Source organism: Lentibacillus sp., assembly GCF_035301675.1.
Taxonomy (GTDB): Bacteria; Bacillota; Bacilli; order Bacillales; family Amphibacillaceae; genus Lentibacillus.
Genome location: NZ_DATGTT010000013.1, coordinates 14041 through 36341, shown reverse-complemented (window position 1 = coordinate 36341; position 22301 = coordinate 14041). Strand labels below are relative to the sequence as shown.

Annotated in this window: 20 protein-coding genes and 1 tRNA gene; 7 read left to right on the top strand and 14 right to left on the bottom strand. The window is 44.0% G+C overall.

Annotated features, from left to right (window positions below; genetic code table 11):
* Positions 1-11: 11 nt before the first annotated feature.
* Complete coding sequence (locus VK097_RS02490) at positions 12-758, bottom strand: alpha/beta hydrolase (RefSeq protein WP_324210217.1); 747 nt, start codon at positions 756-758, stop codon at positions 12-14.
* A gap of 112 nt (positions 759-870) precedes the next feature.
* Entirely contained in the window at positions 871-1104 is a 234-nt protein-coding gene (gene secG / locus VK097_RS02485) for a preprotein translocase subunit SecG (protein ID WP_324210216.1), read from the bottom strand.
* A gap of 159 nt (positions 1105-1263) precedes the next feature.
* Here secG and VK097_RS02480 point away from each other — a divergent pair, with 159 nt between their 5' ends.
* Positions 1264-2190 (top strand): alpha/beta hydrolase, encoded by a 927-nt coding sequence (locus VK097_RS02480; protein ID WP_324210215.1) that lies wholly within the window; start codon positions 1264-1266, stop codon positions 2188-2190.
* A 68-nt stretch (positions 2191-2258) separates the two neighbouring features.
* The gene (gene ptsP, locus VK097_RS02475; RefSeq protein ID WP_324210214.1) at positions 2259-3965 is read left to right on the top strand and encodes a phosphoenolpyruvate--protein phosphotransferase; all 1707 of its coding nucleotides are present in this window, start codon (positions 2259-2261) and stop codon (positions 3963-3965) included.
* A 107-nt stretch (positions 3966-4072) separates the two neighbouring features.
* Here ptsP and VK097_RS02470 read toward each other — a convergent pair whose 3' ends face one another.
* The 11 genes from VK097_RS02470 to rpoN form a co-directional block, all read right to left on the bottom strand.
* Positions 4073-4681, bottom strand: a complete 609-nt coding sequence (locus VK097_RS02470) for a nitroreductase family protein (protein WP_324210213.1) — start codon at positions 4679-4681, stop codon at positions 4073-4075.
* Positions 4682-4694: 13 nt separating this feature from the next.
* Positions 4695-5663, bottom strand: a complete 969-nt coding sequence (locus VK097_RS02465) for a nucleoside hydrolase (RefSeq protein WP_324210212.1) — start codon at positions 5661-5663, stop codon at positions 4695-4697.
* A 143-nt stretch (positions 5664-5806) separates the two neighbouring features.
* Positions 5807-7276 (bottom strand): alkaline phosphatase family protein, encoded by a 1470-nt coding sequence (locus VK097_RS02460; protein ID WP_324210211.1) that lies wholly within the window; start codon positions 7274-7276, stop codon positions 5807-5809.
* Positions 7277-7931: 655 nt separating this feature from the next.
* Complete coding sequence (eno, locus tag VK097_RS02455; RefSeq protein ID WP_324210210.1) at positions 7932-9218, bottom strand: phosphopyruvate hydratase; 1287 nt, start codon at positions 9216-9218, stop codon at positions 7932-7934.
* Between the two features lie 12 nt (positions 9219-9230).
* The gene (gene gpmI, locus VK097_RS02450; RefSeq protein ID WP_324210209.1) at positions 9231-10769 is read right to left on the bottom strand and encodes a 2,3-bisphosphoglycerate-independent phosphoglycerate mutase; all 1539 of its coding nucleotides are present in this window, start codon (positions 10767-10769) and stop codon (positions 9231-9233) included.
* A complete protein-coding gene (tpiA, locus tag VK097_RS02445) occupies positions 10766-11524 on the bottom strand; it encodes a triose-phosphate isomerase (RefSeq protein WP_324210208.1) in 759 nt (252 codons plus the stop codon). Before tpiA ends, gpmI begins: the two co-directional genes overlap by 4 nt.
* Positions 11525-11542: 18 nt before the next feature.
* Positions 11543-12724: a phosphoglycerate kinase gene (locus VK097_RS02440; protein WP_324210207.1), complete on the bottom strand. Its 1182-nt coding sequence runs from the start codon at positions 12722-12724 to the stop codon at positions 11543-11545.
* Positions 12725-12831: 107 nt separating this feature from the next.
* Complete coding sequence (gene gap, locus VK097_RS02435) at positions 12832-13842, bottom strand: type I glyceraldehyde-3-phosphate dehydrogenase (protein ID WP_324210206.1); 1011 nt, start codon at positions 13840-13842, stop codon at positions 12832-12834.
* Between the two features lie 37 nt (positions 13843-13879).
* On the bottom strand, positions 13880-14914 hold the full coding sequence (locus tag VK097_RS02430) for a sugar-binding transcriptional regulator (RefSeq protein ID WP_324210205.1): 1035 nt from the start codon (positions 14912-14914) through the stop codon (positions 13880-13882).
* A 150-nt stretch (positions 14915-15064) separates the two neighbouring features.
* The gene (locus VK097_RS02425; RefSeq protein ID WP_324210204.1) at positions 15065-15310 is read right to left on the bottom strand and encodes a glutaredoxin family protein; all 246 of its coding nucleotides are present in this window, start codon (positions 15308-15310) and stop codon (positions 15065-15067) included.
* A gap of 113 nt (positions 15311-15423) precedes the next feature.
* A complete protein-coding gene (gene rpoN / locus VK097_RS02420; RefSeq protein ID WP_324210203.1) occupies positions 15424-16701 on the bottom strand; it encodes an RNA polymerase factor sigma-54 in 1278 nt (425 codons plus the stop codon).
* A gap of 163 nt (positions 16702-16864) precedes the next feature.
* Between rpoN and VK097_RS02415 the strand changes: the two genes are divergently transcribed.
* From VK097_RS02415 to VK097_RS02405, 3 genes are all read left to right on the top strand, one after another.
* Entirely contained in the window at positions 16865-17362 is a 498-nt protein-coding gene (locus tag VK097_RS02415; RefSeq protein ID WP_324210202.1) for a hypothetical protein, read from the top strand.
* A gap of 18 nt (positions 17363-17380) precedes the next feature.
* Positions 17381-18286: a prenyltransferase gene (locus VK097_RS02410; RefSeq protein ID WP_324210201.1), complete on the top strand. Its 906-nt coding sequence runs from the start codon at positions 17381-17383 to the stop codon at positions 18284-18286.
* Between the two features lie 161 nt (positions 18287-18447).
* Positions 18448-19893 (top strand): sodium/proline symporter, encoded by a 1446-nt coding sequence (locus VK097_RS02405; RefSeq protein ID WP_324210200.1) that lies wholly within the window; start codon positions 18448-18450, stop codon positions 19891-19893.
* A gap of 113 nt (positions 19894-20006) precedes the next feature.
* Here VK097_RS02405 and VK097_RS02400 read toward each other — a convergent pair.
* Positions 20007-20080: transfer RNA gene (locus tag VK097_RS02400), tRNA-Arg, on the bottom strand.
* A gap of 204 nt (positions 20081-20284) precedes the next feature.
* On the opposite strand from VK097_RS02400, the gene VK097_RS02395 reads away from it, so the two are divergent.
* Positions 20285-21286: an ABC transporter ATP-binding protein gene (locus tag VK097_RS02395; protein WP_324210199.1), complete on the top strand. Its 1002-nt coding sequence runs from the start codon at positions 20285-20287 to the stop codon at positions 21284-21286.
* Positions 21283-22263, top strand: coding sequence for an ABC transporter ATP-binding protein (locus VK097_RS02390; RefSeq protein WP_324210198.1), 981 nt, complete (start codon positions 21283-21285; stop codon positions 22261-22263). The genes VK097_RS02395 and VK097_RS02390 overlap by 4 nt, the downstream gene beginning before the upstream one ends.
* The last annotated feature ends 38 nt before the right edge of the window (positions 22264-22301 follow it).

The window sequence follows — 22301 nt, the reverse complement described above, 5'->3', positions numbered from 1 at the left end:
TCTGATTATAATCATTTGCTCCAGTCAAGGGACTCCAAAAATTGGTAGATATCCTCATAAAGCTGTTCTTTTTCCTTACCCATCGTAATAACGTGACCGGACTCTTCATACCATTTAATATCCTTCTGATCTGTTTCAACATTTTCATAAATGTATGTGGCACTGTCGGTATTGATCATTTCATCCTGACGTGCCTGAACAACGAACGTCGGCGTGTAAATCGTGTCAATATTATGATTTACCTCCGTTATTAAATCGGCCAGATCGGAAAACATATCACGTGAATTATCGACAAGTTCCTGGACTTCCTTTTGAATCGTATCGTTATCTTTCCCTTCCAGCTGCTTAAATTGCTTCGCTTTAAACTTATAGCCTTTCGTCAGCTCCTCTTCATTGTCAAAAAACATTGGGGCACACATCGGGATGACGCCTTTAACCGCTTCCGTGTATGCAAGCTTTAGACTCAGTACGCCGCCAAGCGACAGCCCCGCAATCGCTATCTCATTATATCCCCGTTCATTCAGATGATTGAAGGCATTTGTAACGTCTTCCCACCATTCATCAGCACTCGCTTTTACCAGTTCCTCAGGTTCTTTTCCATGGCCGCGGTAAATTGGCGCATGGCTCGTGTACCCTTTTTTCTCCAAAAAACGTCCCAGCATGCGTACATCTGCTGAATGTCCTGTGAATCCATGTAATAATAATACCGCACGCGGGCCAGCTTCAAACGTAAACGGTTCCGGCAATTTAATTTTCATTGTGTGTTTCATCTCCTTCTAAGATTCCAAGTTCATATAGTATACCTTACCCCAATACTGAGCTTCTGAAAAATAAAAAACCCTTATCACACCGATAAGAGTCTTTCATACATTATTGAATTACATATCCGCTTATAAAAGCTAAAACAAAAAACAGTACGCCGGTAACGATTGTTCCCCGGTGTAAAAATAAATCCGCCCCGCGTGCTTTTTGTTTACCGAAAAGCTGCTCAGCTCCCCCCGAAATAGCTCCGGACAGGCCTGCACTTTTTCCTGATTGCAATAATATAAGAACAACCATAATAATGGCATCGATCAACAATGCTATATGAACGACAGTTTCCATGTTAACCAGCACCCCCAGTCAAAAACGCTCTGTTCCTATTATGTACTTTAGCACAACATTATCTTTTATCGCAAGTTATCCTTTGCTTATTTTTAGACGTTTTGTATATTCCATTCTATTATAAGAGTAATGACATGTGTAGAAATGGATGATGACTTTATGGAAAAAACATTGTGGTTAACCCGCCCAGATAATGTCGGAATTCACCTGAAGAAATGGATACCTGCTTCTGAAAAGAAACCGGAAGCAATCGTCCAAATCGCTCATGGTATGGTTGAACATATTGGACGATATAATCATTTTGCAAACTTCCTGATTGAAAACAATATCGCCGTTTATGGAAATGACCATCGCGGCCACGGCAAAACCGGGGAAAAACAAGGCTTATTCGGCTATCTCGCTGATGAGGATGGATTTGAAAAAGCATCAGATGACATGCTTGCGGTGACAACGCAGATCAGGCAGGACTATCCTGACATACCTATATTTCTTTTGGGCCATAGTATGGGATCATTTCTGGCACGGCATTATATCCAGGAAAACAGCAATTTAATCGATGCAGTGATTTTGTCCGGTACAGGCTATTATTCACGAATCACCACTGAAACCGCAATGAGGATTGCTGCAGTTTTACCGGCGAAAGAAAAATCCCGATTGATGAATAAACTTGTTTTTTCTGCCTATAACAAACGTATTAAAAACAAATTGACAAATTTTGACTGGCTGACTTGTGATGAAAAGACCATCCAATCCTACATCGACGATCCTTATTGCGGCTTCATTCCGACCGCAGGATTTTTCAAAGATCTCATGACCGGGCTGTCAATCATTCACAATCAGAACAATAACCGAAACATCCGATCAGACCTGCCAATGCTCATTATCAGTGGTACTGAAGACCCAGTCGGTGACTATACAAAAGGAATCTGGAAAACAGCAGATTTATACAATCAGGCAGGACTTGATCATGTTATAACTAAGCTGGCGGATAATGGACGGCACGAATTACTGAATGAGCTTAACCGAAATGAAATTTTCCACTTTCTATTGGACTGGATAGTTGGATTGGCAAAGAGGAATTCTTGATTTGTCGAAGCATGTACGTGTAAAATGAAGAATGGAGTAAAATTCAATCGAAGGGTTGGTCAACTATTATGATTCAAGGAATTGCCGCATCAAATGGCATAGCAATTGCCAAGGCATATCAGCTGGTTACACCGGAATTAACCTACGAGAAAAAATCAATTGATAATCCAAATAAAGAAGTCGAACGTCTCAAGGACGCACTGGGAACAGCTAAACAAGAACTCGAAAAAATCCGGGAGCACACCAGAAATGAAATGGGAGATGAACATGCAGAAATTTTCTCTGCCCACTTACTCGTGCTGGATGATCCGGAACTAGTTAATCCGATTAAAGATAAAATTACAAACGAGAATATCATGGCTGAAGCTGCTTTGGAAGAGACAACCAATATGTTCATCGATATGTTCAAAAATATGGACAATGAATACATGCGGGAACGCGCGGCCGACATCCAGGACGTCTCAAAACGGGTGCTCGCACATCTGCTCGGTGTCACCGTTCCAAGCCCGGCACTGATCGATGAAGAAGTAATTGTTATTGCCAATGATTTAACCCCATCTGACACCGCCCAGTTGAACAGGGAGTTTGTTCAGGGATTTGCAACAAACATTGGCGGACGAACTTCACATTCAGCCATTATGGCCAGATCCCTTGAAATCCCTGCTGTCGTCGGTACTAAAAAAATCACCGGCAACGTTAAACAGGGTGACATGCTCATTGTTGATGGAATTGAAGGGAATGTCATCGTGAATCCTTCCGACGAGGAGCTCACTGCCTATAGAGCAAAACAGGAGAGATTTGAAAAGCAAAAAGAAGAATGGGCTAAACTGAAAGACGAACCAACGATAACTGCCGATAAAGAACAGGTTGAACTCGCAGCCAACATCGGTACACCGGATGATGTCGCAAGTGTTCTTGCAAACGGCGGTGAAGGCATCGGATTGTACCGCACTGAGTTTTTATACATGGGCAAAAACCAGTTGCCAACCGAGGACGAGCAGTACGATGCCTATCAATCCGTCCTTGAACAAATGGGAGATAAACCGGTTGTTGTCCGCACACTTGATATCGGCGGGGATAAGGAATTAAGTTATTTGGACTTGCCGGAAGAGCTGAACCCGTTTTTAGGTTTTCGGGCCATTCGCTTCTGTCTGGAAAATGAAAATATCTTCCGCACACAGCTGAGGGCATTGTTGCGTGCAAGTGTTCACGGAAATCTGAAAATCATGTTTCCGATGGTGGCGACATTGGAAGAGTTCCGTCAGGCCAAAGGAATTTTTCTGGATGAAAAGCAAAACCTGAAAGATGAAGGTGCCAGCGTCTCAGATGATATTGAGGTTGGAATCATGGTGGAAATTCCATCAACTGCCGTTACGGCCAAACAGTTTGCTAAAGAGGTCGACTTTTTCAGCATTGGCACAAATGACTTGATTCAGTATACAATGGCAGCCGATCGGATGAATGAACGCGTATCTTATTTGTACCAGCCGTATCATCCTGCCATTCTGAATCTTGTCAGCACGGTAATCGAAGCTGCACACGCTGAGGATAAATGGGTTGGCATGTGCGGTGAAATGGCCGGTGACTCGATTGCCATCCCGGCATTGCTCGGCATTGGTCTTGATGAATTCAGTATGAGCGCAACATCTATTCTGCCGGCCCGCACACAAATACGCGGACTATCAAAAGAAAAAATGACTTCTTACAAAGACAAGCTCTTATCGATGGGCACTACTGAAGAAGTTGTTCAGTTCATCAAGGAGAAAACCGAATAACTGGCTTGATACCCGGAATCTTATAAGGTTCCGGGCTTTTTCTATTCTCGGGCTCATGTTTCTGTTCTCCCGCCCAATACGGATCCTCTGACTGTCTATCCATATGTTCACTCCGAAATAAACTCAAGCTTATCTTCAATCGGTGTTCTCCCTTTATCGCGCGGGATTTTTTCCGGATAGCCGATTTGCATGACGGCTGCAATTTTATCGGTCTCACCATCCAATCCGATATCCTCGGCAAATCCTTTATCATGCATATACGGTGTGATGGTCCAGAGCATTCCGATACCATACTCCCATGCAGCGAGCTGGACATTTTGAATGAATGCACAAACAGCTGCATATTCTTCCTCAAATCGGACAGGATCTTCTTCCTCACTAAAATAAATCAATGCATGATGCGGGATCTGCAATAAAAATTGCTTCATGGATACGATCATTTTTTGTGTCTTTTGGTCATCACTCGCCTTCAGCATGCCAATACGCTGATAACTTGTAATGATGGCATCAACAAAATTCTGCTTGCCTTCCTTCTCATACAGTTTTATTTGCCATGGTTCTTTCATATAATGCGTCGGTGCATATGACCCGTAAGTGAAAATTTCCCGTAATGTAGCGTGGTCTATTTCGTCACGTTTAAAATTATGAATGGACCGGCGTGCCTTGATAGCTGTTAAAATATCGATTGGAATCACCTCGTACAAACGCTCTTTCAATCTATTATGCCATTCACTGAAACGCCTGCCCAGTCATGATAGACATAAATTTATTGTAAAATTGCCAGTAATCGAGCTCCAGTGCGATGCGGTGATGTTTTTCATCCTTGGCTTCAGACTCCTGGAGATCCACATATGGTCTGATATCGGCAATACTTTGACCTCTTTCCTCCCCGTATTCACTTTGAATAATTTCAACCGGCAAATATCTGAACATAAACATATCTTTATCAACGGTTGCCATCAATGTCACAACGTCATGCAGCGGACTGCCATGTATCCTTGGATTTCGCTGTTTATAATAATGATAATAATAGTCCAAAAGCGGCTTTATAATCTTCGCCTGACCCATCCTGTTGATATAATCGACCATCTGTGGCGTCGCAATTGCCTGTTGAGTAACATTGAGCGGGATGATTGTCACATCATGTGCATTCTTCAGAACCAGCTGCGCGGCAATCGGATCACCATAGAAATTGGCCTCCGAGAGCGCCGTTGCATTCCCCGGCACCCAGAATGCCCCGCCCATGATATAAACGTGCCGCACATTCTCCATGTCTAATGGATACAGAATAAACATCGTGGCAAGCGAGGTCAGCCTGCCGATATTTACAATTACCAACTCCTGGTTGCGATACCGCTTAATAATTTCAACAACTTCAAAGAAATTTTCAACAACACTCTCATCATTCAAAAGCGGCGGCTCAATCGGTCCAAGCCCGTATTCTCCATGAATTTCCGGAAAAAATATTGGATTCTCACCAGTCATCGGTTTCTCCGCACCTAAAATAACCTCTATCGATGGATCGATATCAAACAATTCTCTTACATAATTAACATTTGCCAGTGCCTTCTCCCTCGGTATATTTCCATAATTAGCCACAACACCAACAATATCAATCGTGTCATCAAAATAGCCATAAATCAGGGCCACAGTATCGTCAATGCCAATATCACCAAATACCAGCACCTTTTGTGCCACATAATCCTCTCCCAAATTTGGAATAGTTATCCAGTTAACACTATTCATTGATGTATTTGTCCTATGCCAACTTAATGGCACCTTTCCGACACTGTTTTTGCCAGCAGCATCAAAAAGATTCGTGTCGAGGAAATTTATAATTTTTAGCGTTCAAGCAGGTCCAGCAGAAAAGATTTCATATCGACTAGCCGCGAATACTTTGGTTTGATGGCGGTCCCTGCAATTACCAGGGGAACCAGCGTTTCCTGCTTGTGCAATGAACCATGTGCTGCACCGCCAAGATGAAATGGTGTCGATTGCGCTTTGAATTCACACCCGGGTTTTGCATTAACGACGACAAAACGTCCCGGCTGAGAGTGCAATGCACCGTAAATACGGGCTAATCCATCCGGATAATCACCATAAGAAATTTTGTTATCACTTGAAAGCGTTACATCCAAAAGCTCAGGGTTTCCTCTCATGTGCCATGTTTGCTGGTACACGTCTGAATATTCACCGCCTGGACTATAGTGCAATGTACCTTCTCTCATGCCTGATTCGATCCGAATGCCGTCTCCGGATTTCCAGGCTATAATATCAATCCGGGAATCTTTCATTAGTTGTCCGGTAACAGTTGAGAGCGGTAATGTATCATCCAGTATGTAAACATATGCCATGCGCTGGTTCACACTGAGTACTATCTGATCTTTTTTTCGGATGGGATGCTGAATTCGTGCGATGCGATATTTTTTCAGTCTTTTGCGAAGATCAATCACAAAGTCACGGTACCTGGAACCCATCGGCGCATGACCGTTATCTCCCATAACCATCCATACATTCCGGATAAGCGCTTCTTCCCAACTCGCGTACAAATTGAGCGTTTTTTGGATTTGGCGGTCAATTTTGGCGATTCCCTTTATATCCATCGGTCCTTTAAAATGAATGCGGAAGTCCAAATCCTGAAAGATGCAAAATGTAAAGCCCGGGAGGTTATTCCGGCTGATTAAATGACGCAGCTCCCGAGCCGTATATTTATAATTTCCGGCTGCGATTTGTGTTGCCACACTTCGCTTACGCAGTTTAGAAAAAACACCTAAGGAAAAAATCGATGTGGCTTCCGCTGTCCACTGACCATCTTTAAAACGGGTAAATCCACGAAGCACTCCGGGAACCTGCAACTTTTGCGGTGTGTTGCCGCGATAAACAAAGGAATTAATGGAAGCAGATTGAATTCCCTTGTCTGCCAATTCTTCATAAACCGTTCGGACATGACTGCTCAAGTGTTCATTATTCAGGCGGTAAAGCATGTTATGGACTGTTTTTCTGAGCCCTGACTTATTCGTCTCCCTAAATCCCGTTCCGTAGTTAATAATCTCATTTTTAGAATCATCGAACCAGTTTAAACCGGGAATTTGGTGCTGATCAGCATAAGTGCCTGTCAGAAGACTGCTGTCAATCGTCACTGACATCGTAGGGAAAGAACTGACCATATTGGAAATATAGGTACCATTTTCCATCAAAAATTTCAAAGCTGGTGCCTTTCCGGTTTGTACAGCCATTTCCAGCGGTTCAGGCATCAATGAATCGATATTTAATAGAATGACCGGTTTTCGTGGTTTTACATGTTGATTCACTCTGTTTCATCCTCACTGTATGTCATAGGTCCCCCCCATAAAAATCATCATTTCTTATTACTGTCCAATTTAATTTTCACCTATTCTCACAATAATTGGGCTTAAGCTGATGGCGGTTATTGAAAGGCTCTTGTGAAGCTTTATTGCCTTAAATGTTCACAGTTTATGTAAACTGCGGCGTATGTGCTATCTTGATTTCAGTTTGGGGTGTCGCGCACCTAAGGGCAACAATTCAGTCTCCTCGAAAGGAGCGCTTCCTGCTCAGATCGTGGGAAAGCCGGTTCGGAGACATTTTACAGCGGTTAAAGGTGCCAAAGGGAGTCGAGAAACCAGATCGAAGACTTTTCATGATGATTCAAGCAGCAAAAGGGATTCGAGAGGTCACCTCGAAGACTTTTCACGTTGATACAAATGGTAAAAGGGACTCGAGAAGCTGACCGCTTTCCCGCAGGAGTCGACTGTTCTTTACTCCAATTAATATTCACAGAAGAAATTTAATTAGGCAAAAAATATTAGATTTTAAAACATAATAACAGCGGCGTATATTTCCGCAGCGGCAGACTACGCACCAACTGGCGCTTAAAGCTACATCGCAAAAAGAAAAGATGGCTCTCCTTTTGGATCGCCATCTTTCTATCTGGTCGTCAGCATTTCATTATTTTTTCAAATTATAAAATCCATCTAAACCGGCATATTCGCCCATGCCTGCCAGTTCATCTTCAATACGCAAGAGCTGATTGTACTTGGCAACACGGTCGGTGCGGGATGGTGCACCTGTCTTAATCTGACCGGCATTTGCGGCAACGGAAATATCAGCTATCGTCGCATCTTCCGTCTCACCTGAACGATGTGAAATGACAGCCGTATATCCTGATTGCTTAGCCATTTCAATCGCTTCGAATGTTTCAGTCAAGGTACCGATCTGGTTTACTTTGACAAGAATTGAGTTGCCGACGCCTTCTTCAATGCCGCGTGAAAGTTTGCCCGTATTCGTCACAAACAGATCATCACCAACGAGCTGAACACGATCGCCAATTCGCTCTGTCAGCAGTTTATGTCCTTCCCAGTCGTTTTCATCAAGTCCATCTTCAATTGAGATAATCGGATATTTATTGACCAGATCTTCATACCAGTCGACCATTTCTGACGCCGTACGGGTGACCCCTTCCCCTTTCAGATGGTACTTGCCATCCTCATAAAATTCAGAGGAAGCAACATCCATTGCCAGCATAACTTCTTCGCCCGGTTTATAGCCGGCAGTCTCAATGGCTTCGACAATCGTTCCGAGTGCTTCTTCATTGGAATCTAGATTCGGCGCAAATCCGCCTTCATCACCGACGCCAGTATTATAGCCTTTAGACTTGAGCACTTTTTTCAGGGAATGGAAAATTTCCGCGCCTGTACGCAGTGCCTCTTTAAACGTTGGCGCCGCGACAGGCATAATCATGAATTCCTGAATATCCACATTATTGTCTGCATGCTCACCGCCATTGAGAATGTTCATCATGGGTGCTGGAAGTTTTTTGGCGTTAAAGCCGCCGAGATAGTTATATAACGGCAGCTCCAAATAACTGGATGCAGCATGTGCGACTGCCATCGAGACGCCAAGAATCGCATTAGCTCCCAGTTTCCCTTTGTTTTCAGTGCCATCGAGTTCCAGCATAATCTGATCGATAATGTTCTGTCGTGTGGCGTCAACACCTATTAATTCCGGTGCGATGACATCATTGACATTTTCAACCGCTTTTTCCACGCCCTTTCCGAGGTAACGATTGTTGTCACCGTCGCGTAATTCAACGGCTTCATATTCACCGGTTGAGGCTCCACTCGGCACCAGTGCTGCACCAAATGCACCTGATTCGGTAAATACTTCCACCTCTACTGTCGGATTGCCGCGGGAATCAAGTACCTCACGGGCATAAACGTCTGTAATGTATGGCATCCAACCACTCCTTTAATTCTTTATTAATGATTCACCGGTCATTTCGTCCGGCTTGTCTACATCCAATAAGTCCAATAATGTCGGTGAGAGATCCGCTAAAACACCGCCATCACGAAGTTCTGCGTCCTCTTTTGTGACAATGACCGGAACAGGATTCTTCGTGTGGGCTGTCATTGGGTCACCTTCCAATGTAATAACCTCGTCAGAATTACCGTGATCAGCCGTAATAATTGCGTTTCCGCCAAGCTCCAGAATTTTATCCACGACTTGGCCCAAGCATTCATCAACTGCTTCAATCGCTTGAATTGTCGCGTCCAGTTTTCCGGAGTGCCCGACCATGTCCGGGTTGGCGAAATTCAGGATGATCGCATCATGCGTTTTGGCATCCAGCTCTTCCAATAGCGAACCGGTCACTTCATATACGCTCATTTCCGGTTTCAGATCATATGTTGCCACTTTTGGCGAATCAATCAGCACACGCTTTTCGCCCGGAAATTCATTTTCACGTCCGCCGCTCATGAAAAATGTAACGTGCGGATATTTTTCCGTTTCAGCAATTCGCAGCTGATTCATGTCATTCTGCGATAAGACTTCACCGACTGTATTATCCAGATTGACCGGCTTATAGGCTACATAGCCGTCGATTGATTCACTGAATTCTGTGAGCATGACAAAATCGAGGTTTTTCGGCGGATGTTCGCCGCGGTCAAAGTCCTGAAAATCATCATTTGCAAATGTCCGGGAAATCTGAATCGCCCGGTCAGGACGGAAATTGCAAAAGATGATGGAATCCTCATCTTCCACTTTACCGACCGGTTCATCGTTGTCGTCCGTCAAAACAGACGGTATCACAAACTCATCATAAATGCCATTTTCATAGGAGTCGTCAATTATGTCATACGGATTCCGATATGACGGTCCTTCGCCATAAACCATGGCATCGTATGCTTTTTTCACACGTTCCCAGCGTTTGTCACGATCCATCGAATAATAGCGTCCTGAAATCGTAGCAAACTGTCCAACGCCATATTCCTTCATTTTGTCTTCGGTTTGTGCAATGTACTTCTTTGCAGTTTGCGGTCCGACATCACGTCCATCCAGAAATGCGTGCACATAAACTTTTTCAAGATTATTGTCTTTTGCGAGTTTCAGCAGTGCAAAAAGATGACTGATATGACTGTGGACGCCGCCGTCAGACAGCAGCCCGAATATATGCAGTGCCTTATCGTTATCTTTGGCATGCTTAATGGACTTTAAGAACGCTTCTTTCTCAAAGAAATCGCCTTCCTTGATGGACAGGTTTACTCTGGTCAGGCTCTGGTAGACAATGCGTCCGGCACCAATATTGAGGTGCCCCACTTCCGAATTGCCCATTTGACCTTCAGGCAAGCCGACCGCTTCACCGGACGCTGTTAACTGATTATGGGCAAAGTGATTCCAGTAACGATCAAAATTTGGGGTATTCGCCTGTTTGACAGCATTGCCCATTTCTTCATCCCGGATGGCAAATCCATCCAGAATGATGAGTGCTGCTAATTTATTATCACTCATTTCGCACCTGCCTCCACAAGCTGCAGGAAAGATTCTGGATCGAGACTGGCACCACCAACAAGCGCTCCGTCAATATCAGGCTGTTCCAGAAGTTCATCAATACTTGCCGGCTTGACACTGCCGCCGTATTGAATGATTACCTGTTCAGCTACATTTTCTGACGTCATGTTTTTAACGACACTGCGGATAAGTGAACAAACTTGATCGGCATCCGAACTTGAGGCCGTTTTGCCAGTACCGATTGCCCAAATAGGCTCATAGGCAATAATAGCCGATCCAATTTGTTCATCAGTCAACCGCATCAGACCTGTCCGCACCTGATTTTCAATGTGGCTCATCGTTTCGTTTGCTTCACGCTGTTCGAGCGTTTCCCCGACACAAACAATCGGGATTAAATCATGATTGAATGCAGCGTGCACCTTTTTATTGACCGACTCATCGCTTTCGGCAAAGTGTTCACGGCGTTCAGAGTGGCCAATTACGACGTGTGTGATACCCAGATCCTTCAGCATTTCCGGACTAACTTCCCCGGTAAACGCGCCGCTGTCTTCAAAATGCATGTTTTGTGCGCCGATTTTTAAGCTGCTTCCTTTTGCTTTCTCCACGAGGGACGATAAAAATGGGAACGGCGCACAGACAATCGCTTCCACGTTATCATCTTTCGGCAGCTTTCCTGTCACAGAATCAGCAAACTGATCGGCTTCGGATAGAACCTTATTCATTTTCCAATTTCCAGCTATCACTTTGTTACGCATTGTATCACCTCTCCAATATTATTTATCGTCAAGTGCTTTCACACCGGGCAGAACTTTCCCTTCCATAAATTCCAGCGATGCCCCGCCGCCGGTTGAAACGTGATCCATATCATCGGCAAAACCAAATTTTTCGACTGCTGCAGCGGAATCACCCCCGCCGATAACCGTGTAACCTTCTGTATTGGCCAGACTTTCCGCGACAGACCGTGTTCCGCCAGCGAAAGCGTTATATTCAAATACACCCATAGGACCGTTCCAAACAACCAATCTGGAATCTTTAACGATTTGTCCATACTTTTCGCGTGTTTTCACCCCGATGTCGAGGGCTTCCCAATCGGCAGGGATTTCTGTGATATCAACTATTTTCGTGTTGGCATATTCTGAAAAATCATCTGCTACTACGGCATCCTCCGGCATCACAAACTGAACACCTTTATCCTGTGCTTTTTGCATGAATTCTTTTGCCAGATCAATTTTATCTTCTTCGAGCAATGACTTGCCAATCTCATGGCCCTGCGCTTTGACAAATGTATAAGCAAGGCCGCCGCCTATAATCAGGTTATCGACTTTGTCCAGCAAATGATCAATCACATTGATTTTATCTTTGACCTTTGCACCGCCAATGATGGCTGTGAAAGGCCGGTCAGGATTTTCCAGCGCTTTGCCGAGCACATCAATTTCCTTCTCCATTAAAAAGCCGGCTGCAGCAGGAAGTTTTTCCGCAACACCTGTTGTCGATGCATGCGCCCGGTGTGCTGCTCCAAATGCATCGTTAACATACAGGTCAGCCATAGCCGCAAAGGCTTGTACCAATTCAGGATCATTCTTTTCTTCACCGGGTTCGAACCGGACATTTTCAATTAATACGATATCGCCATCGCTGACCTGTGAGAGTGCCTCATTTACTTCTTTCCCGTAAACGGCATCAGTTTTAACCACTTCTTTTCCGAGCAGCTCACTCAAGCGTTCCGCGACCGGATCAAGACGCAAATTATCAACCACTTCACCTTTAGGCCGGCCGAGATGACTTGCCAAAATGACAGTAGCCCCATTCTGTGAAAGATGTTCAATAGTCGGGAGGGCAGCCCTGATCCGTGTATCGTCTGTAACGATGCCATCGTTCATTGGAACATTGAAATCAACGCGGCAAAACACATTTTTGTCTTTTACATCAAGATCATGCAGCGTTTTTTTGTTCATGTCAAAACCTCCTGCTTAGCAAGTATGTATATTTTAAAATATTTCTCTGCCCCATTATACACTGAAAAAAAGGAGGAGGATATAGTCCCTCCCCCTTAAAGTTCATCTTAAAATCCTTGTTTACCAATATAGGCTGCCAGATCAACACACCGTGCAGAATAGCCCATTTCATTATCATACCATGATACAACTTTTACCATGTTATCTTCCATCACCATGGTTGATTGCGCATCAAACAGTGACGAATAAGTGGTCCCGACAATATCACTGGAAACAAGCGGTGCTTCAGTGTAGCCGACAATGCCTTTCAATCCTTCTTCTTCGGCAGCAGCTTTAAATACATCATTCACTTCTTCCCTGGTTACATTTTTATCCAGTTCAGCAACCAAATCGATCAATGAACCGTCCGGTGTCGGTACACGGACTGCATTACCGTTTAGTTTGCCGTCTAAATCAGGGACGACTTTGCCGACAACTTTAGCAGCACCGGTTGTTGTCGGAATGATATTTTGTGCTGCTGCACGAGCACGGCGGTAGTCTTTATGTGGCAAATCCAGAATCTGCTGGTCATTCGTATAAGAGTGGACCGTTGTCATCAAGCCGCGCTTAACACCGAATTTGTCATGCAATACTTTCGCAAGCGGTGCAATCGAATTTGTTGTGCACGACGCGTTGGAAACAACGTGGTGCTCCTTAGGATCATAATCCGTTTCGTTTACACCCATAACCATTGTCAGGTCCTCCTCTTTGGCCGGAGCTGAAATGATCACTTTCTTCGCACCGCCATCGAGGTGTTTCTTCGCATCATCACGCTGTGTGAAACGGCCTGTTGACTCAATGACAATTTCAACGCCGAGCTCATCCCAGCCAAGATTTTCCGGGTCACGTTCCGAGAGCACTTTAATTTCCTTGCCGCCTACAACAATGTTGGAGCCGTTAACCGTAACCTCTTCATCCAATGTGCCGTGAACGGAATCATACTGCAGCAAGTGTGCAAGCATGTTTGCATCCGTTAAGTCATTGACGGCAACAACCTCAACATCATCATTTTTCATTGCCTGGCGAAAGACATTGCGGCCAATGCGTCCAAAACCGTTAATTCCCATTTTAATTGCCATTTATAATTCCTCCTAATGATTATTGGTCTTCACTATTTTAAAGGGAAGTTTTATCCCCTAAAATCGCTTCAGCTGCAGCTTCATCGGTAATCAACAGGTCGCTTTTTCCCTGTTTAAAATACGATGCAATAGCTTTTGCCTTTGATTTGCCGCCTGCCACGGTAACCACTGTTTGACTATTTTCTGTCATGTCATCCATCTGAAGGCCAATCGTCCTTACTTTGTGAACGATATTGCCATCACCATCAAAATAGTAACCGAATGCTTCACTGACAGCTTTTTCTTCCCGAAGCTTCTGAATAATATCGGTTGATGTTTTGCGCCTCTGTGCCATGGTGATGGCATCGCCTATTCCATGCAGAACGAATGAAGATCCTTGAATAAGCTTTAACACTTCAATCACGGCAGGTTCTTTTATCATCGTTCTGTACGATGTCTCACTTAAAGGATCCGGAACATATAAGAGCCGGTAGCTGCCTCTTGCCTGCCTTGCCATCTTGGCCGCAATTGTGTTAGCCTGTCCTTCTTCTTTTTCGCCGATGCCGCCTCTGGCCGGGACAAACAGGCAATCTCTCTTATCCTTAAAAGGGCTCATCATATCAGCAACTGCAGCCATGGTAGTACCACCCGTAACAGCTACTGTCTGTTCGGAAGACAAGTGCTTTTTTAAAATTGACACACAGGCTTTTCCCATTTCTTGTTTTACCCCATCATGCTCATCGCTATTACCAGGGACAATCATAATATCATCCAGTTGTAATGTTTCCTTCAGCTGTCTTTCCAAAACGTCCATACCCATAACATCATGTATAAAGGCTGCTAATTGATCAATGACTAATTTTCCCTCTTTTGTCAATTGCATTCCTTTTGATGACATATTGATCAAATTTTGACTGGAAAGAAGATCTACTTCACCGCGGACATGCCGTTCAGTGAGATTAGTATTTTCAGCCAGTGCACGCCTGCCGATCGGCTGCAAAAGCTCAATGTTTTGCAGGAGCATATACCGTTCCTGCATAACTTCCAATAAATCGGGGTATAATTTTTTCTGCATCTCAATCAATTCGTGCATGAAAAAACTCCTTGGGTGGACATAAATTGTCCCGATCAGTAATATTGTGTCCCGCCGCAGGCAAAAAAATATGCGCTTGAATTTCCGTTACAATTATATTTTATCATATCTATTTTTTTATACAAATAAAATGTTCTCTAACCGGTAATGCTAGTTGACGGATTCGAGCAGTGCCTGTTCCAGCGCTTCATAACTGATTTGTTCACAATTAAGCGTTGCCGCCCTGAATTGGACCACAGGAATCTGCAGCTGGTATTGTTCCAGCCACTTATCGTTTGTGTATATATCCCTTAGTTCTATTTCAAACGAGTAATCATGCTGCAATAGTTCGAGCATCGCAAATGCATGATCACACAAAGGACAATTTTCTTTTGTGTAAAGGATGATTTGCTGCATACGTTCCACTCCTCATTAGTAATCCGGCAAAAAACGCCGGTTAACTGTCCTTAAATGTCCGATTCGATTCAACGAACATTCAGTGGAGAAAAAGCGCCCCACTGAATGAAGATTCACTTTCCCCTTCGTTTTGTTGACGAAGGAATGCCCAGCTGTTCCCGGTATTTCATGACTGTCCGGCGTGCAGCCGTAATCCCGAATTCCTTCTGCAGCCGGTCTTTGATAGCCTGGTCAGATAGCGGCTTTTTTTTGTTTTCATTTTTAATCAGTTCCGCGATTAATTGCTTGATAACGTACGAAGCGGTCTGCTGACCATCTTTCTGCTTGATACCTGGCTGGAGAAAGAATTTCAGCGGAATAATCCCTTGTTTTGTCTGTACGTATTTATTTGTGATCGCTCTGCTGACTGTGGAAATATGCATATCCAGTTCTGAAGCCAGTTCTTTTAATGTTAACGGCTGCAGCATAAAAGGACCATGTTCAAAATACATGCGCTGGTGCTCAACAATTTTTTCGATCACTCGTTCAAGTGTGTTCCCGCGGAATTGGATGGCTTGTTTCAGCCAGTTGACCTGATTGGATTTTTCTTTCAAAAAATCGGCTGCCTGCTTTTCATCCACTTGAAGATTTTTATAGGATTCATTGATTTCGATTGTCGGTGAATGCCATTTGTAAAACGAAATCTTCCAGTTGCCCTCTTCCTCATAAATATAGGCTTCCGGAATAACATACTCTGTCTTTTTCGTCGACAAAAGCTGGCCCGGCTTCGGATGGCATGACTGGATCTGTTTAATCAATGTCTCTGCTGCTTCATTAGACAGATGGAAATGATCACTGATTTCAGAGATGTTTTCTTCGGCAACCCAGTCCAAATGATCAGCTAGGAGCTCTTGCAAAAACACATCATCACCAGGCATCTGCAGCAAAATACACTCCTGGAGGCTGCGTGCGCCTATTCCTTTGGGATCCAGCATTTGAATGCACCGCAGCGCCTCTTCAACTTGGTCAATCGTTTTGTCACACTGCGCTGCCCAGGATTCCAAATCGATATCCAAATATCCATCTTCATTCAGTGAATCTATCCCGAAAAGAACCGTTTTCCGTAAGCAATCCGGTACATTAATTGAATAGATCTGACTTTTGAGCTGTTCATGCATTGTCAGCTCGGCCTGATTGATTTCTCCAATTGATGCTTCACTCGGACTGGCTTGTTTAAAACTGCTTATCTCATAGTCAAAATTCACTTCCTCGATTAAAGGGTTCTCTTTGGAGAGTTCCCGGATGTAGTCAATAATTTCCATCCCGGAAAACTGCAGCAATTGAATCGCCTGAATAAGCGACTGATTCATCTTAAGCTGTAATTTTTGCTCCTGGACAATTGCCGGCCGCATCTAAACCCTCCCCCTTTATCCTCTCTGGTTCCATTTTGCCACAAAACAGACAAAAACTCACGTTCAGAAAACAAGCACAGCTGAAATGATGTGATATTTGTCACATCACTTGACGTCCCCCAGGTATACAATGGAATCAACTAAACAAAGCTGGTGATCAATCATGCCATGGGAACTGCGTCAGGCAATGTTGGTTGTGCATATTTTGCTGGCAATTATTTGGGCAGGCGGTATTTTGTTTATAGGATGGGGGGTGTACCCCGCAGTCAGGAAAATGACTTTCATTCAGCAGCGGCAATTATTGCAGGCATTGATGCAATGGTCCCACAAATTTTTGACCGGAGCAGGCGCCGGCGTCATCGCCACAGGGATACTGCTCGGCACGGTGTTCGGCCCAATCAGCCAATGGCATGATGTCATTGCAACACGGTACGGGAATATTTGGATTGCTGCCCTGACGATTGGAACATCCACACTGTTGTGGGGTGTGTTTGTCGGGTTCAAACGATTCACTAAGGTTTTATCAAATGCTGAACTGTGGGAGCAAGCTGACACTGGTAATAAAAAACCATTATTTAAAGCTCTCGTAAACGCAGCACTTTTGGAATCAGTCGAGGCTGCCGGTTTTATGGCACTTATTGTTTTAATGGTTTTATTTTAATAAAGGGGATGAACTGTTATGCTGCAGTCCACAGTCAACAATAGTCACGAAACCTATTATTATCGGGCAACATGGATCCAATTACTGCGCCTGATGACGCTGACCGGAACAATTACCCCGATTCTGGCCGGCACCGGAATGGCCTCCATACATGGCGGAGTCCGTTTTGACATTTTTCTTGCTATGCTTACAGCAGCACTCTTAATACAAACCGCTGCGAATCTGTTTAATGATTATTATGATTTTCTGCATGGGCAGGACAAGGAAAAATGGACTGTCGATGTTTCTGATGCAAAGGGCCCTGCTCATCAAACCGTTCCATATCTTGCTATTATGATGATATGTGCAGCAATTGCTATTGGCATCTGGTTGGCGGTGCAAAGCACACTCTGGATTATACCTGTGGGAATTGCCGGGATTATTTTCGGCTATCTCTATTCTGCCGGTCCGCGGCCATTATGTTCAATCGGTTTGGGCGAAACAGTGGCCTTCATATTTCTTGGTCCGGTTGTCACGATATTAAGCTATGTCGTTCAAGGGTATATGCTTGACTTCACAATTGCTGCTGTCTCCTTGCCGTTTGCTTTTTTAATTGCGTCTATGATTCTGACAAACAATATACGAGACATTGAGAAAGATCATACATTCCGCACAACACTTGCAATGATTCTCGAACGCAATCGGGCTATCAATTTGCTAACTGTTCTGCTGTGTTTGACATATGTGATTGTTCTCTTTCTGGCAGCAATAGGCATTTTACCACCCTCAGCCATCATTGTCCTGCTATCATTGCCTTTTGCTTCCCGTTTGCGTTGGTCTTTACGGAAAAATGCCACACGGGCTGAGAAAGTGAGTGGCATGAAATGGGCAGCATGGCATCATTGGGCATTTGGTCTGTTATTGGCACTGAGCTTATGGCTATAGCTTTATAGAGTTCGAAAAACAATGCATGTTTGTCTGACACCCGTTCATAAACATCATACAAGGGGGTGGAATGATGAACATGCATTTTTTTCCGACATAGCAAAACCGCTTCCTATCATAGCCGAATAATGAAGGGCAAAGAGCAAAATAGGAGGCCATAAATGAGTAATATCATCATTATTGAGTTTATTTTATATTTCATTGTAATGATCGCAATCGGCTTTTATACAAGCCGGACGAGGATGAGTCATTCGATATTTCTCCTTGGCGGAAAAAAATTGCCGGGGTGGGCGCTTGCATTCTCAGAACGGGCCACAGGCGAGTCGGCATGGCTGCTTTTGGGATTCACCGGATTTGTATTCACAACCGGGTTGTCCGGGATTTGGGTCGCACTCGGAATTGCCGTCGGTATCATTTTTGCGTGGCTGTTTCTGGCAAGAAAATTCATGGATGAGACTGATAAACACGGTGTGTTGACATTGCCGGATTATCTGGCCGTTAATTACGGCGAAAAAGCCAATCTTATCCGCTGGGTTGCCAGTATTTTGATTGCCGGCTTCTTCATGTTTTATGTTGGTGCACAATTGGCAGGTGCCGGCAAGTTATTTTTTACCTCATTTAACATGAATGAGACAGTTGGCATTGTACTGGCAACGATTGTCGTTCTGGGCATTGCTTTTTTTGGCGGGTTCATTTCCGTCGTCTGGACTGATATGCTGCAAAGTATCATGATGCTGATTACGCTTTGTATTCTGCCGATTGTTGCATTGATCTATGTTTTCACGAACGACCTTTCCATCAGCCAATCACTGGTAACTGCCGGTGATTCGTTCAATTCCTGGTTTGGCGGGGCGACCGGGTTTGCCCTCGGGGTATTATTTTTCAATAATTTTTCCTGGTTTTTCGGTTATCTTGGCGGCCAGCCACAACTGACCGCACGTTTCATGGCACTGAAAGATAAGAAAGAAGCAAAACAAGCTAGAAACGTAGCGATTGTCTGGACAATTTTGGCCTATACCGGCGCGTTTCTGATTGGCCTTGCAGCTATTGCCATGTACAGTCAGGGCACATTTTCAGATGTAGAAACGATCCTTCCGCATATGATTCTTGATTTAATGCCGCCATGGATAGCAGGACTGTTACTCGCAGGAATCCTGGCTGCAATTATTACAACAGCCAATTCGCAATTAATGGTTCTCACAAGCTCCGTCAGTGAAGACATTATTCATAAAGCACTTGGCATGCGATTAACCGATAGTCAGCTCTTGCGGGTGTCCCGGATCACAATTCTCATATCCGGAATTGTTGGTATGATCATCGCTCTGACATCCGAATCACTGGTTTATTTAATCGTCAGCTGGGCGTGGGCAGGTGTCGGATGCACCCTGTCACCGGCCATCCTCATGACATTTTTCTGGAAACGCTATTCGAGCTCCGGGGTTATCGCGACCATCATTTCCGGATTTGTCTTTACTGTATTATGGATCAGCACACCACTTGACAGCATCATTACATCAAGGTTCTCCACCTTTTTCATCGCAGCATTTTTCGGAATTGTATTCAGCCTGATGTTTCCTGATAAGAAAAAGCCGGAGCGGGAGTCTTGAATTTGTGAAACAATACTGTGATTTCAGTTTCTTTCCTGGCAGGCATCCAACATTTGGGGAAATAAAAAAGCAAGTGAGAACAAATCTGCTCTCACTTGCTTTTTCATGTAAAACGCGCCCGGGAGGACTTGAACCCCCGACTCCTGGTACCGGAAACCAGTGCTCTATCCGACTGAGCTACGAGCGCATATGATGGTAATTGATTCAGACACAATAAATATTATAACGTCATCTTTTGATTTAAACAAGCCTTTTCTTCATCCCTCTTTTTATTTTCAATATTTATTTTTTTGAGAAAAAAGAGAAAAACATCAAAATCCTTTATTTAGGTTGTATAATATATGTTAATTCAAAACAATCAAATAATTTATCATAACTTAGGAGGCTGTCCATGAAAAAAGCTGATTCACTCCTTGAAGTCAGCGATTTACATACGCATTTTTTCACAAAGTCCGGAACCGTCAAAGCAGTGGACGGTGTGGATTTTGAAATAAGTCCGGGGGAAACGCTTGGTATTGTAGGCGAATCGGGATCAGGCAAAAGTATGACGGCAATGTCTATTTTGGGACTGGTCCCCTCCCCTCCCGGCAAGATTGCAGATGGCAAAATTCATTTCAAAGGTGAAAATCTGCTCCATAAATCACCAAAACAGATGCGAAAGATCCGCGGCAAAGAAATAGGTATGATATTCCAGGATCCGATGACATCATTAAACCCTGTCTTCACGATTGAAAAACAAATGATGGAAACCATCCTGGCACATGAGAATACATCTAAAAAAGAGGCAAAAGAACGCACCCTCGAATTGCTTGATTTAGTCGGCATTCCGGAACCGCAAAAACGACTGAAAAGCTTTCCGCATGAATTCAGCGGCGGAATGCGTCAGCGTGTCATGATTGCAATGGCGCTATCCTGTAATCCATCACTTCTGATCGCGGATGAACCGACAACTGCACTCGATGTAACCATACAGGCACAAATTCTTGAGTTATTGAAGCGCATGCAGCGGGAACTTGATATGGCTATTATCATGATAACGCACGACTTAGGCGTAGTTGCCGAAGTATGCGACCGCGTTATGGTGATGTATGCTGGGAAACCAGCTGAATTCTCAGATGCCAATAATCTATTTGATAATGGAAAACATCCATATACGCAAGGTCTCATGAATTCAATACCGAAAATAACGTCTAACAAACAAAAATTGGAGGCTATCGACGGAGTACCGCCGGATTTACGTGATCTGCCTGATGGATGCAGCTTTGCTCCGAGATGCAAACATGTGATGGAATCATGTTTAACAAACGATCCTGAATTGCTGAAGGTTGGCGAAAACCACCAAGTCCGCTGCCTGCTTTATGAAAACTACCCAACAAAGGCGGTGGAAACATGAGTACTTTATTAGAAGTAAACAATATAAAAAAACATTTTCCATTAAAAAATAACCAGCTGTTCTCAAAAGAAAAGCCTGTGTTAAAAGCAGTCGATGGTATTTCTTTTTCAGTTAAAAAAGGCGAAACACTTGGATTGGTTGGTGAAAGCGGCTGCGGGAAATCAACTGCAGGAAGGGTCATATTAAAATTGCTGGAAGCTTCTGATGGGGAGATTCTATTCAAAGGTAAAGATATCACACATTTTCGGGGAGAAGAGATGCGAAAGCTCAGAAAAGAAATGCAAATTATTTTCCAGGACCCATACGCATCGCTAAATCCGCGAAAAACAATTGAACAGACAATTATGGAACCGATGAAAATATTTAATGTTCTCAAAGAAGAAAGAGGCAAAAGGTTGGAAAGGCTCCTGGACGTTGTAGGACTGCAAAGCTATCATAAACATCGCTACCCGCATGAATTCAGCGGCGGACAGCGGCAGCGGATCGGTATTGCAAGAGCACTCGCATTGGATCCCGAACTGGTCATTTGTGACGAACCTGTTTCTGCATTGGATGTTTCCATTCAGGCACAAGTCATTAATTTGATGGAAGAATTGCAGCAGGAATTTGACCTTACATATATTTTTATCGCCCATGACTTAAGTGTTGTCCATCACATCAGTGATCGTGTAGCAGTGATGTACCTGGGAGAACTTGTTGAAATCGGCGATGTTCATGACGTCTATCAGGATGCGAAACACCCATATACACAAGCACTTTTATCAGCGGTGCCTGAAGCAGATCCGCACCACGAAAAACAGCGTATTATCTTACAAGGTGATCTGCCTTCACCAGCGAATCCACCACAAGGCTGTAAATTCCATACGAGATGTCCGCTAGCTGAGGAGATATGCCGTACCGAAAAACCTGCATTAAGACAGGTATCAGCAAGCGGCCAAATGGCAGCATGTCATTTCGCTAAGGAGGTGGTTGGATAAAGCAAATACTTAAGAGTGATTCCAAAACTACAAATTTA